This window comes from Pedobacter miscanthi (genome assembly GCF_003315595.1).
GTDB lineage: Bacteria > Bacteroidota > Bacteroidia > Sphingobacteriales > Sphingobacteriaceae > Pedobacter > Pedobacter miscanthi.
Window position 1 is genome coordinate 12,929 of the sequence record NZ_QNQU01000009.1, and the last position, 12,101, is coordinate 25,029.

12 protein-coding genes are annotated in these 12,101 nt (G+C 40.3%); 9 read left to right on the forward strand and 3 right to left on the reverse strand.

Annotated elements, in window-relative coordinates:
• Window positions 1-2 precede the first annotated feature (2 nt).
• The 5 genes from DRW42_RS11545 (at window position 3) to DRW42_RS11570 (ending at window position 4,913) form a co-directional block, all read left to right on the forward strand.
• Window positions 3-782 (forward strand): alpha/beta fold hydrolase, encoded by a 780-nt coding sequence (locus DRW42_RS11545; RefSeq protein ID WP_113948987.1) that lies wholly within the window; start codon window positions 3-5, stop codon window positions 780-782.
• Window positions 783-934: 152 nt separating this feature from the next.
• Window positions 935-1,627 carry a GNAT family N-acetyltransferase gene (locus tag DRW42_RS11550; protein WP_113948988.1) on the forward strand — a complete coding sequence of 231 codons (693 nt, stop codon included), beginning with the start codon at window positions 935-937 and terminating at the stop codon, window positions 1,625-1,627.
• Window positions 1,628-1,704: 77 nt separating this feature from the next.
• Complete coding sequence (locus DRW42_RS11555) at window positions 1,705-1,929, forward strand: CDGSH iron-sulfur domain-containing protein (protein ID WP_010600649.1); 225 nt, start codon at window positions 1,705-1,707, stop codon at window positions 1,927-1,929.
• 321 nt (window positions 1,930-2,250) lie between these two features.
• On the forward strand, window positions 2,251-2,835 hold the full coding sequence (locus DRW42_RS11560) for a hypothetical protein (RefSeq protein ID WP_147243728.1): 585 nt from the start codon (window positions 2,251-2,253) through the stop codon (window positions 2,833-2,835).
• A gap of 461 nt (window positions 2,836-3,296) precedes the next feature.
• On the forward strand, window positions 3,297-4,913 hold the full coding sequence (locus tag DRW42_RS11570; RefSeq protein WP_113948991.1) for a discoidin domain-containing protein: 1,617 nt from the start codon (window positions 3,297-3,299) through the stop codon (window positions 4,911-4,913).
• Between the two features lie 63 nt (window positions 4,914-4,976).
• On the opposite strand, the gene DRW42_RS11575 is transcribed toward DRW42_RS11570, so the two are convergent.
• Together DRW42_RS11575 and DRW42_RS11580 are read right to left on the reverse strand one after the other, a co-directional pair.
• Window positions 4,977-5,774 (reverse strand): helix-turn-helix domain-containing protein, encoded by a 798-nt coding sequence (locus DRW42_RS11575; RefSeq protein WP_113949184.1) that lies wholly within the window; start codon window positions 5,772-5,774, stop codon window positions 4,977-4,979.
• Window positions 5,775-6,271: 497 nt separating this feature from the next.
• A complete protein-coding gene (locus tag DRW42_RS11580; RefSeq protein WP_113949185.1) occupies window positions 6,272-7,150 on the reverse strand; it encodes an oxidoreductase in 879 nt (292 codons plus the stop codon).
• Window positions 7,151-7,301: 151 nt separating this feature from the next.
• Here DRW42_RS11580 and DRW42_RS11585 point away from each other — a divergent pair, with 151 nt between their 5' ends.
• From DRW42_RS11585 to DRW42_RS11600, 4 genes are all read left to right on the forward strand, one after another.
• Window positions 7,302-7,493 (forward strand): hypothetical protein, encoded by a 192-nt coding sequence (locus tag DRW42_RS11585; protein ID WP_113948992.1) that lies wholly within the window; start codon window positions 7,302-7,304, stop codon window positions 7,491-7,493.
• Between the two features lie 96 nt (window positions 7,494-7,589).
• Window positions 7,590-8,021, forward strand: coding sequence for a MarR family winged helix-turn-helix transcriptional regulator (locus DRW42_RS11590; RefSeq protein ID WP_113948993.1), 432 nt, complete (start codon window positions 7,590-7,592; stop codon window positions 8,019-8,021).
• 4 nt (window positions 8,022-8,025) lie between these two features.
• Window positions 8,026-9,285, forward strand: coding sequence for an MFS transporter (locus tag DRW42_RS11595; RefSeq protein ID WP_113948994.1), 1,260 nt, complete (start codon window positions 8,026-8,028; stop codon window positions 9,283-9,285).
• Between the two features lie 15 nt (window positions 9,286-9,300).
• On the forward strand, window positions 9,301-9,864 hold the full coding sequence (locus tag DRW42_RS11600) for an isochorismatase family protein (RefSeq protein WP_113948995.1): 564 nt from the start codon (window positions 9,301-9,303) through the stop codon (window positions 9,862-9,864).
• 444 nt (window positions 9,865-10,308) lie between these two features.
• On the opposite strand, the gene DRW42_RS11605 is transcribed toward DRW42_RS11600, so the two are convergent.
• Window positions 10,309-12,000: an arylsulfatase gene (locus tag DRW42_RS11605; RefSeq protein ID WP_244215248.1), complete on the reverse strand. Its 1,692-nt coding sequence runs from the start codon at window positions 11,998-12,000 to the stop codon at window positions 10,309-10,311.
• Window positions 12,001-12,101 lie beyond the last annotated feature (101 nt).

Sequence of the window (12,101 nt, forward strand, 5' to 3'; positions counted from 1 at the left end):
CCATGGAAACCCAAAAAGCTGGAAAAGAAGTTGTAAACGGCATCAATATGTATTATGAGATTTATGGAGAAGGCGAAATTCCACTCGTATTGATCCATGGTGGTGGTTCTACCATACAATCTACTTTCGGCAGATTAATCCCTTTTTTAGTTGCCACAGGTAAAATAATAGCTGTCGAACTTCAGGCGCATGGGCGCACCAGCGACCGTGATGAGCCCGAATCTTTCGCACAGGATGCTAAAGATGTAATCACACTATTAAAGCAACTCAAAATAGCAAAGGCAAATTTTCTGGGTTTCAGCAACGGTGGCACAACAACTTTACACATTGCCGCACATTATCCGGATGTGGTAAATAAAATCATCGTCATTTCCGCCAATTATCAGAGAGAAGGGTTAATTGAAGGTTTTTACAATGGTTTCGGAGATGCCACGATCGATCACATGCCTGAAGCACTAAAAACTTCTTTTCTGGAAGTTAATCCTGATCAAAATGCATTGCAAACGATGTTCGAAAAAGACAAACAGCGTATGCTCGATTTTGTTGACCTAAGCGATAATGATATCAGCGGAATTAAATCGCAGGCCCTATTAATGGTAGCCGACCGTGATGTAATCATGCCCGAACATGTAGTTAAAATATCGAGATTGATTGAAGGTTCAAGGCTGGTTATTTTACCCGGTTTTCATGGCGCTATGATTGGCGAAAACTTAAACCCTGATGTAAGTGATAAAACGATCGGATTTACAGTACATCTGATCGAAACTTTTTTGAATCAGTAAATACTTTATCGAAACATCATTTTAAGCCAGATACAAATCTGTGTTTATCTGTGCATATCTGTGGCTAAACCCTTATAATAGCATGAGCGATGATTTAATTAGACATAGTTAAAATTACCCTCGCCTGATTTAGCTTTTAATATCTTTGCGGCATGGAACATATACTGGATAATCCGATTTATCATGCCTTAATTTCCGGCCATAACCACCTGGCAAAAGGTGCAGAAGAGGTAAAATATTATAGCGAAGATATTGCTGCATTTGCCGGACTAAAGGAAAATTCGCAGGAAAACCTGGATACACTTTATCAGATCAGTCCAAAGGACAGTTTATTTGTATTTTTCAGTAAAACGCCTGTCGAAATACCCGAAAAATGGAAATTACTAACACACATCGATATGTTCCAACTGGTTTTTCGCGGATCGGAGATTCCTATTGCAGATGCCTCAGGATTAACAGAACTCGATCTGGGGCATGTTTCAGAAATGATCGATCTTGTGGAATTAACCAAACCGGGGCCTTTTCTCATCAAAACAATCGAATTGAGCAATTATACCGGCATATTTGCAGATGGAAAACTGGCCTCCATGGCTGGCCATCGTTTTTTCCCCAGCCCTTACCGCGAAGTTAGTGCCGTTTGTACCCATCCCGATTATTTGGGCAAAGGATATGCTTTCAAAATTTTACAGGAACAGATTAAACGTATTTTACTGCGAAACGAAATCCCTTTTCTGCATGTACGCAACGATAATGATGGAGCAGTAAAACTCTATCAAAAACTGGGTTTCGAAATCAGGACGGATATGATTGCCTATGTAATCAAAAAAGAAGCTCTAGAAGCATAAGGGAGAATGTTTCTAAATAGAAATCAGTAAAAAATTTGCGGTTTTTATGGCTTAGTTTTGCGGCATAACAAACAAACATGTCTAAAACAAAACTTACCATTAATAATAACGGCTCTGTTAAAATTGAGGGCGATTTCGAAATTGTAGATAGAAACGGAAACGTTTACGGCTTACAGGGCAGAGAAGTATTATCGATCTGCCGTTGTGGTTTATCTAAAAATAAACCTTTTTGCGATGGCGCACATAATGGCCATTTCGAGCACGAAGCCATTGCTTTTGACCTTCCTCCTAAAAAAGTTTAATTACTTCCGTTCGTCTCTATTTCTCATTCAAAACGTCATCTCGACCGAAGCATAGCGGCGAGGCTTAATCTATCTAGACAGATTAAGCCTCGCCGGGCACTTACCTGGTTCTCGATAGCGTGCTACCATTGACAAAATTAAATAAAAAAGGCTCGTCATTGCGAGTAGGTACGACAGCCGGCCCCGACTTTTCGGGGAAGCAATCTTTCCTGCAACGATTATTGCGAGAAAGATTGCTTCGTCGGCTGAAAAAGCCTTCTCGCAATGACGGCAATTCTATGGAGTTATTAAACCATTCATTTACAAACGAGTCATTAAGAAATGAAATCAATTTTTCTAATGATTTTTGGTCTGGTTATTTCTTTTGCTGCGTTAGCCCAACGCGATACCATTCCAGACAGTACAGGTTACCGGGTTATTGAAAAATCAAAACAGCTTTATCCCAAATTTTATAGAGAATTTCAATATATTATAGTAAATGACCCGTTAATCAAAAAAATCAGATTTGTAAAACAACAGGGTGTTGGTCCGGCATTTGCGTCGCCAAAAGGGATCATTACCATTAATATCGATTATATCCTAACGCCCCGCCCCAATTTTGATGATAACCGGTTAATTGTTGTACTTTATCACGAAGTTGGTCACCTGCATTATTACATTACAACCAAACAGGCCGATTGGAATCCGGAAAACAGCGAAAAAGCCGCATTTGAGTATTCATTGCTCAAAACCAAAGAACTTGCTGAAAAAGGCGATTGCCTCCCGCTTCAATCAGGTTTAAACTTTATGAAATTAAGAAGTGAAGGCAACAATCTTAAAGATCCTCACCTGAGGGCTTTAAAAAGAATGGTAAATGAGCCACTTTACGCCGGATACCTCAGATATTTAGCATCTACCTGTAAATAAGTGTTTATATCAAACCTCCCCAAAGCTTACACAACTACAGAAAAGATAAAAGTTTGAACAAACGTTTGTCTTTCTATTACTACAATCAATTTATACCTCATTTCTGTGCTTAGCTGCTGGTAAATATTTCTTACCCTAACAAAAAAGCTGCCTCTACCTAATCTTAATTTGCTTTTAGCAACAACAATGGCATAAATTATTGTTTTTCGCAGCATTTTTCAAAAAATATACATCAAACGTTTGCGTGGAGTTTGTTTTCCTGCCACCGGTCAATTCTGTTTATATTGATTTAACAATTAAACAAATCGTATACAAGCACTTATGAATCCGTATTTATTAGAAAGCGTTGGTACGCTAATTTATTATTCTCCAGGTTTTCCTCATTCCGAATTCTAAAATCCCAATCATACCTAACCATTAATATCTAACCAATATTAAACAACCTAAACCTTAAAAAAACTATGAAAAAATTCGCCCTTTATACCTGCATTTTACTTGCAGGATTGAGCACGGCCTGCAGGAAAAACCAGATTACAGAAAATCAGGAAGACCTTCCTGGTTTAAAAAACAAAACTTCGCTGGTAAATCCCAACCTGGTTACACAAACCCGCAACCTTAACCTGATCTATTTTGTACCAAGCGACCTGGATACTTTGCCTAATTATAGAAAAAGACTGAGTGATTTGATGATATGGGGACAAAACTGGTACAAAGGTGAAATGAACCGCAACGGCTACGGTAATAAAACTTTTGGATTACTGCCTGATACGGCTACAGGTGGTGTAAAAATTATACTGATCAGGGGAAGCTTGCCAAAAAGCAGTTATCCTTATTCAGGCGGAAGTGGTGCAGTTGCAAGCGAGATCAACGCTTATTTTGCTGCCCATCCTACGGAAAAAACCAGCGACCATACGCTGATTATTATCCCGCGTTACAGTTTTCAGCCCGATGGTACACCAAGTGGCGGACCGTTTTACGGAACAGGAAAATGGTGTTATGCGCTCGACTATGAGGGTATGGACATTAAAAACCTGGGCAAAAATGACACAGATGGTAACCGCTTCAGTGTTTGGTTCGGCGGTATGATGCACGAGCTTGGCCATGGTTTAAACCTGCCGCACAATTGCCAGAAAGTTTCAGAAAACGCAACCTTGGGCATGGCCTTAATGTGGGCCGGTAACGGAACGCTGGGTAAATCGCCAACTTTTTTAACTGCAACCGATGCCGCCATTTTAAATGTGAACCAGATTTTTAATAACGACAGCAAAACCTATTACGGTGCGGTTTCGGCAAGTATAGATAAAATACATGCTAGTTATTCTTCAACAAAAAGTGCGATTATTGTATCCGGTAAATATTCTACAAGCGTTAAGGTGAACAGCATTGTATACTACAACGATCCGAACGTTAATAACGAAGGTACCGGTGTAAACCACGATTATAATGCCACCACCTGGGAATCTAAATCGATAGGTTTAGATAGTTTTTATGTCGAAATGCCCATTTCCGACCTGCAGTATAAATCGGACGGTATTCCTTACGAATTAAAGGTAAAACTGGTGCACGAAAACGGCAATGTAACCGAAACGGTTTATAATTATACATTTGCCAGCGGAGTTCCAGTTTTAACTTTCAGTACGCAAAACGAATTGAGCAAAACAGGCTGGACAATCGCCTCATTCAGCTCGGAAGAAACCAGTGGTGAGGGTACCGTAAACGGAAGGGCAGCTAAACTGATCGATGGCAGCTCGGCTACTTACTGGCATTCGAGGTGGACAAGTTCGGCAACCAGTTATCCACACACTATCGTAGTTGACTTGGGATCGGTTAAAACCGCAAACGGATTGAGTTTAACCCAACGCAGCGGTTTATCGCGGGCGGTTAAAAACTTCCAGGTATTAACCAGTACCGATGGCACTAATTTCACCGCTGTAAATAACTATGTGGCTCAAAACACCTATGGAGCGCAATATTTTAGCTTTGGCACGGCTAAATCGCTAAGGTATTTCAAAGTTATTGCCAATTCTGCTTATGATGGCCTTCAGTTTGCAGCCCTTGCAGAATTAGGATTATACTAAAAACAAAAAAGGATTTTAGATTTAAAGCTCCACCGATGTAAAGTTGATGGAGCTTTTTTAGATTCATACCCGCGATGGTGCAATACCGAAGGCCTTTTTAAAAGCAAACGAAAAATGTGAAAGGTCTTTAAAACCAACCTCAAGGTATACATCAGATGATTTCCAGCCTTTTTCGGTAATCAGGTAATAGGCATCATTTAACCGTTTTTTCTGTAGCCAGCGGTTAGGCGAAAGGTTAAATATCTTTTCGAAATCCCTTTTAAAGGTAGCCAGACTCCTGCCTGTTAAATAGGCAAAGCGGCTTATGTCTACATTAAATTTGTAATTCGCGTTCATATAGGCTTCGAGATCGATTTTTCCGGGTTCAGAAAAATCAAAAAGCACATCCTTTAGCACCGGGTTGGTTTGCAATAAGATGATTACCGCTTCCTTAACTTTTAAATCAACTAAAGCCTGGTTAGATCCATTATTTCCGTCGAGGTAAGGCCAAAGCGAATCAATATAATTTTTCAGCAGGCCATTGGTTTCGAGTGCCAAACCTTTAATATCGGGGTTGGGTTTGTCCATTTGCAGGTTATACTCCGTGCTGATGCTGTGCAGAATCTCCTGATCGATATTAATGCTGATGGATTTAAACTCTCCGCCTGCCGGAGGATATTTGGTATAACGCGCCAGCTGGTTCCGCCTGAAAAACCTGAAGTCGCCATCCGAAAAGGTAAATTTTTCACCGCCGATAAAAATCTCCGAAGTACCGGCAATCACCAGCCCTAAAGAATGGTTGGGTATAAACTGTTCGCCCTCACTGCTTTTTTGAGCATAACAGGAAAACATAATATCCGGACGTTTTAATTGATTTGGCATGTTGTTCAAATTTAAGGTTTTTAAGCGGATTGATGTATTTTTTAACCACAGATGCACACAGGTAAAAACAGATGTTAATTCTGTAATATGTCATCTGTGTTCATCCTTCTTATCTGTGGTTAATATTTTTTACTAATCGCCACGGATGCACTAAAAACACAGATTATAATCTTTTTATGTGTTATTCTATTACATTTTGCATGGCTTATTATTTTTTTACCACAGATGCACACAGATCTTAATTCTACAATATGTCATCTGGGTTCATCCTTTTTATCTATGGTTAATATTTAAGCAATTGCAATACATGCTAAGAGAAAAAATTCCGTGCAAATCTGTGTCTCCGTGGCGACATAATTGTCTGATCTTAACTGAAGTAAGAATCCTTCGACTCCGCTCAGGATGACAAAACGAGCGAAAAACTATTCTAATAAATACTCAGTGTTAAGTTGTGTCTCCGTGGCAAGAAACTATAAATGAATTTGCTACCAAAAAACTTACTTCTTTATAAAAGACTTCCCTAAATCTGTAGCTAAAAAGTTCTCTGCTTCATCATGATCGGTTGATAAACTTACGTCCATCCATTTTTCCATTTCGGCAGTTCTTGCAGCATCAGCCTGTTTAAGCAGGCCGATGGCTTCACTTCCCAATACCAAATGCATTGGCGGTTCAGGGCTTTCTACCAGGTTAATCATGGCTTTTGCGGCTTTTTCCGGATCACCCATTGGTACAAATTTTCCACTTTTAAAGAAATCAGAACGTTTTTCAACACTGTTTTCGTAACCTTCTACAGCGGGTGCGTATGTCATCGAATCTCCGGCCCAATCGGTACGGAAACCGCCTGGTTCTACACTGGTTACAAAAATCCCCAAATCTAACACTTCTTTGGCCAACGCTTCAGTAAAACCGCCCAATCCAAATTTTGCAGCCTGGTACATACTTAACCCGGCATTACCTACGCGGCCACCTACCGAACTGATCTGTAAAATCCTGCCTGAGCGTTGTTTGCGCATAAAAGGCAATACGGCGCGGGTAATTTCAATAGGCGCATACAAATTGGTTTCCAGCTGACTGCGTACCTGCTCTTCGGTAAAAGCTTCGGCGGCACCAACAATACCAAAACCAGCATTATTTACCAATACATCTATCCTACCAAAATGTTCTACTGCCGCCTCTACCGCTAAATGAACCTGATCATAATTGGTAACATCTAAAGTAACCGGCAAAACCTGACCGGGGTATTTTTCTACAAAATCATTTAATGCTTCGATATTTCTTGCCGTTGCAGCAACAAAATCACCTTTTGCCAATACCTGTGCTGTGAGGCTACGTCCCAATCCGCGGGAGCTACCTGTTATAAACCAAACTTTTTTCATTTTTTCCATTATTTATATTCAAAGGTAGCTCGTAAGAGAAGGCTAAGCTTTGCTGAAAGGATCAATTTACTTTGTTAAAAAGCTCATTTAACTTTTGCGGGAACCTTTTTAACAGATTTGTTGTTGAACTATAGGAAATAACCAAAATATTATGGCTGAGAAAAAGAAAAAAGGCAAAAAGAAAAAGGATAAAAAGAAAGGCAAGAAAAACAAATTGGGTGTTAAAAATTCGCTGGTAAATAACATTAATGCCCGCAAGAAAAAAGGCAAATCCCGATCTAAAAAGAAATCAAAAATTAGTAAAAAGGCCTATAAAAAAATGCAGAAGGGCTGGAAAAAGTAGCATTTGTAAATCCTGTGTCGATTTTTTAAAAAACATAATTTCTTAAATAAAGAGGCGTATATTTGTAAGGTAAACTTATAAGTTTTACTTATTAATATGAGTACAAAAAATAGTCAGGACATCGCTGCGCAACTCCGTCCGGTTTTAACCCGTTTGGTGAGAAAAATGCGCAAACTTTCGCCTGTAGATACGCCATTATCACAAACCGAAAGGGCTGTATTGGTTTCGTTAGAAAATCAAAGCCTACTTGCTGCAGAACTTGCGGTGATCGAAAAAATAACTCCACAATCGATGGGACAGGTGATTACCCATTTAAATGAACTCGGCCTGATTGAAAAAAAGCCATCCGATACCGATAAGCGCAAAATATACCTTTCCATTTCGGCACTGGGCAAAGAGATGATCCAGCAGGTGCGGAACGAGCGCAATGAATGGTTAAGCAAAGCCATTGCCGAAGTGTGCAATAAAGAAGAACAGGAAATTTTAAAGGCAGCAATTGGTCCGTTGGCCAAACTGGTAGAATATTAAGAATATGAAAATCAGCACATTTAATGCCTTTAAAAGCCGTAATTATCGGTTATACTTTGGCGGACAGTCTATTTCGCTGATTGGAACCTGGATGCAGAAAACTGCCGTAAGCTGGGTAATTTATTCAGAAACCCATTCTAAATTTATGCTGGGTTTAACGCTTTTTGCCAGTCTCTTCCCCTCATTTATTTTTTCCTTTTTAGGCGGAGTCGCTTCCGATCGTTATAACCGTTACAAGCTATTGTTAATCACTCAGGTAGCCTCCATGATCCAGGCCGTATTGTTAACCTTGTTGATTTTCTTCAGGCATTATTCGGTATGGGAAATTATTGCATTAAGTGCTTTGCTCGGGCTGATTAATGCCTTTGATGTTCCCGCAAGGCAATCGCTGGTTTACGAAATGGTGGATGATAAAGCCGATCTGCCCAATGCACTTGCACTAAACTCATCGATGGTTAATTTATCGAGGTTAATCGGCCCGGGTTTAGCTGGACTGGCTTTAGAAAAATTTGGCGACGATATCTGTTTCGGCCTTAATGCCGTAAGTTTTATTGCAGTTATTGGTTCTTTACTGATGATGAAACTGCCAAAATATATTGCAAAACCCAATACCAAAAATGTAGTGGAAGAACTGAAAGAAGGTTTTGCCTATATCAGGAAAACACCTTCTATCAGCATTATCCTGGTTATGCTGGCGTTGATTAGTTTAACGGTTTTACCTTTCAGTACACTAATTCCTGTTTATGCGAAAGATATCTTTAAAGGTACGGCATCAACTTTTGGTGTAATTGACAGTGTGATCGGTTTGGGTGCTTTCTCGGGCGCTATTTTTCTCGCCTCGTTAAAACCCGGACGAAACCTCAGGAAAATCCTTGCTATTAACACCTTAATTTTCGGATTGGGCCTGATTTTGTTTTCGCACACCACTTATTACCCTATTGCACTGGTTTTTGCTACCATTTCGGGCTTCGGCATGATGTCGCAGATCACCATTAGCAATACCCTCATCCAAACCACAGTCGATCCATCCATGCGCGGCCGCGTTATCAGTTTTTATGCGATGGCATTTTTCGGTATGCAACCTTTGGGCGGATTACTGGTAGGTGCCATTTCGCAATGGATCGGCACACCCGATACGGTTTTAATGGAGGGCGCTATTGCACTTTTTATCGGCACTTATTTATACCGGAAACTCCGGAAAGATGAAATAAAAAATACAGCCATCAAACCAGAAATTAACCAGCTCGAATTAGAAAAAATATAATAAATCACTATAAAAATGGTTACTTCAATAGATAAAAAAACAGCCTTGGTTTTAATCGATCTTCAGAAAGGAATTGTACAATTTCCTGTCGTAAAGCCTGTTAACGAAATTTTAGCAAAAGCCGCAGCATTGGTTTCGGCATTCCGCAAAGCAGATCTGCCCATTGTAGTGGTAAACGTAGATCCGACCAAATCACTGCTGAATAATTTACGTACAGATGCCAATGCAAAATTTACCAGCTTCCCTGACGAATGGTTCGAAATTGCGCCAGAAATTAAAACCACAGAAAATGATATTTTCATCACAAAAAATGCATGGAATGCTTTTACAAATCCAAAGCTTGATGCTGAACTGAAAAAACGGGGAATCACCGGAATTGTACTTGCTGGCATTTCTACCAGTGTGGGTGTAGAGGGAACGGCCAGGGCAGCTAGCGAACATGGCTACAACATTACTTTTGCAGAAGACGCAATTGCAGATACGAATGCAGATGCGCACGAACATAGTGTAAAGCGCATTTTTCCACGGTTGGGCGAAGTTGATGATACAGATAAGATTATTGAGGCCTTGAAAAGCTAGCATATCTTCGGCAGAAACACTGTCACACTGAGCAAGCTTTATCGGTCGGTGGCTCACTGACCGAAACCACAATTAACTTTTACTGGTCTTAGCGTCTTCAATGCTATTAAGTTAGGTTTTTTAACCACAGATGCACACAGATAAACACGGATTTCATCTGTGTGCATCCTTTTTATCTGTGGTTAAATTATATATCCGGGGTTATTGGCTTAACTTAATAGCATTGTTAGCGTCTCGCTAAGACCATCAGTTTATTATTACACTTTCTTAATCGCCACGGATGCACGGAAAAACACGGATTTTACGGCTCCATCGTCTGGAGGTCTAGCGAAGTGAAATCTATCAGGGCAGATCTCTCCCCCAAATATTCGGGACGTTTCAGTCGAGATGACGCCTTTTTTTGATTCTATTGGTCGGTGTCTCACCGACCGAAATCTTAACACCTTATGGCTTAGGCAGTACATGATTTTCTTTTGCCCAGGCCTGCCACTTTGCATTCAGCTCTTTTACTTTATCAGGATGTTGGGCAGCCACATCATTTAATTCTGTCTTATCATTTCTGATGTTATAAAGATGCCAGGTAGAATCATCAGATAAATTAACCATTTTCCAGTCACCGGCTCGTACAAAACGTGCATTAAAGTGCTCGTTAAACAAAGTTTCGTGCCCGCTTGAAACCTTTCCTTTTAATGCAGGCACTAAACTTAAACCTTGCATAGGTTTAATGTTATTTCCTTTATAATTGCCGGGATATTTCGCCTTGGCCAGTTCTACAAAAGTGGTCATAAAATCCATCACATGTCCAACCTGATCGCTATAACTTCCGTTCTTAGCCGTTATTCCTTTTGGCCAGAAAGCAATCATTGGGGTGTGTACACCACCTTCGTACGATTGTGCTTTAGCCAGTTGATATGGCGTATTGGCTACATTTGCCCAGATTGGTCCGATAGAGGTATAACTGGTTTGCGGACCCGGCATTACCTTTTTGTAAATGGGATAAGCAATTTTTTCTCCTGTCCTGGTTTCGCTTGGCCGGTCGAAACCTGGTCCGTAACGCATGGCATCTTCCGGACTAGCACCATTATCACTCAAGAAGATAATCAGCGTATTATCCAGTTGATTGGTTTCTTTTAAAGTTTTAATGATCCGGCCAATCCCCTGGTCCATTCTATCGATCATAGCCGCATGCACAGCCATCGCCATTTCATCAAAAGTTTTGGTTGGGTTATCTTCCCACTTCACGGTCGATTTGCGCGGAGATAAAGGAGCCGTTTTAGGATCAATCAATCCCATGGCAACCATTTTTTTATATCTCGCTTCGCGGATGGCATCCCAGCCTACTTTATAAGTATCTTTATATTTAGCGATATCTTCAGGTTTTGCCTGTAAAGGCCAGTGTGGTGCATTTTCGGCTACATACAGGAAAAAAGGTTTATCGCCTTTACTAAATTCCCGGATATAAGTTGCAGCTGTATCGTTAATGGCATCGGTATGGTAATAATCTTTGGGCACTTCTTTAATCGGGGTTGTACCGCTTACCAGACTAAAAGGATCAAAAAAATCGACCACTCCCCAGAGTGTTCCAAAAAATTTTTCAAAACCCCTGCTGGTTGGATACTGATCGATTGGAGAAAACAGGGGAAAGTTTGTTTTATGGTTTAGCCAATCCAATTGTGCCTGAGGTGTTGACTGTTCGATGGTATTGGAAACATGCCACTTGCCCGACATGGCGGTTCTGTAACCTGCATCTTTTAAAACTTCGGCTAATGTTACTGAATTTTCAGTGATGGCGCCGCGGTATCCTTCCATATTCCGGTCGGTTGTCATTTCGCCGATGCCCGCGTTATGGTTGTAAAATCCGGTTAATAAAGCAGCCCGTGTAGGGCAACAGCGCGAGGTATTGTAAAAATTCCTGAAACGTACTCCCCTACTTGCCAGAAAATCGATATTGGGTGTTTTAATTTCGCCTCCATAGCAACCAATGTCGGAAAAGCCCAGATCGTCGGCCAGAATCACGATAATGTTAGGTCTTTTATCTAAGGCTTTTTTAGGTTTAGGCTTATTGGTAAAAGCCATTAAAATGCCGATTGATCCGATGAAAAACAGGGCTGAATATTTGGTAAATGTGCGCATCATATCCTAAATTAAAATAAAAATCCGAAAGGGAGGATTTTATCAATTAATTTGTTGCAAACACAGCTAAATCGATTTACATGGTATTTATCGGATGGTTCGAC

Bases quoted from the DNA above. Each gene is read 5' to 3' on its own strand.
- DRW42_RS11580 (WP_113949185.1), bottom strand. From the start codon at position 7,150: ATGAAAAAAGTTTGGTTTATAACAGGTAGCTCCCGCGGATTGGGACGT.
- DRW42_RS11600 (WP_113948995.1), top strand. From the start codon at position 9,301: ATGGTTACTTCAATAGATAAAAAAACAGCCTTGGTTTTAATCGATCTT.
- DRW42_RS11555 (WP_010600649.1), top strand. From the start codon at position 1,705: ATGTCTAAAACAAAACTTACCATTAATAATAACGGCTCTGTTAAAATT.
- DRW42_RS11595 (WP_113948994.1), top strand. From the start codon at position 8,026: ATGAAAATCAGCACATTTAATGCCTTTAAAAGCCGTAATTATCGGTTA.
- DRW42_RS11590 (WP_113948993.1), top strand. From the start codon at position 7,590: ATGAGTACAAAAAATAGTCAGGACATCGCTGCGCAACTCCGTCCGGTT.
- DRW42_RS11545 (WP_113948987.1), top strand. From the start codon at position 3: ATGGAAACCCAAAAAGCTGGAAAAGAAGTTGTAAACGGCATCAATATG.
- DRW42_RS11575 (WP_113949184.1), bottom strand. From the start codon at position 5,774: ATGCCAAATCAATTAAAACGTCCGGATATTATGTTTTCCTGTTATGCT.
- DRW42_RS11550 (WP_113948988.1), top strand. From the start codon at position 935: ATGGAACATATACTGGATAATCCGATTTATCATGCCTTAATTTCCGGC.
- DRW42_RS11585 (WP_113948992.1), top strand. From the start codon at position 7,302: ATGGCTGAGAAAAAGAAAAAAGGCAAAAAGAAAAAGGATAAAAAGAAA.
- DRW42_RS11560 (WP_147243728.1), top strand. From the start codon at position 2,251: ATGAAATCAATTTTTCTAATGATTTTTGGTCTGGTTATTTCTTTTGCT.
- DRW42_RS11605 (WP_244215248.1), bottom strand. From the start codon at position 12,000: ATGATGCGCACATTTACCAAATATTCAGCCCTGTTTTTCATCGGATCA.
- DRW42_RS11570 (WP_113948991.1), top strand. From the start codon at position 3,297: ATGAAAAAATTCGCCCTTTATACCTGCATTTTACTTGCAGGATTGAGC.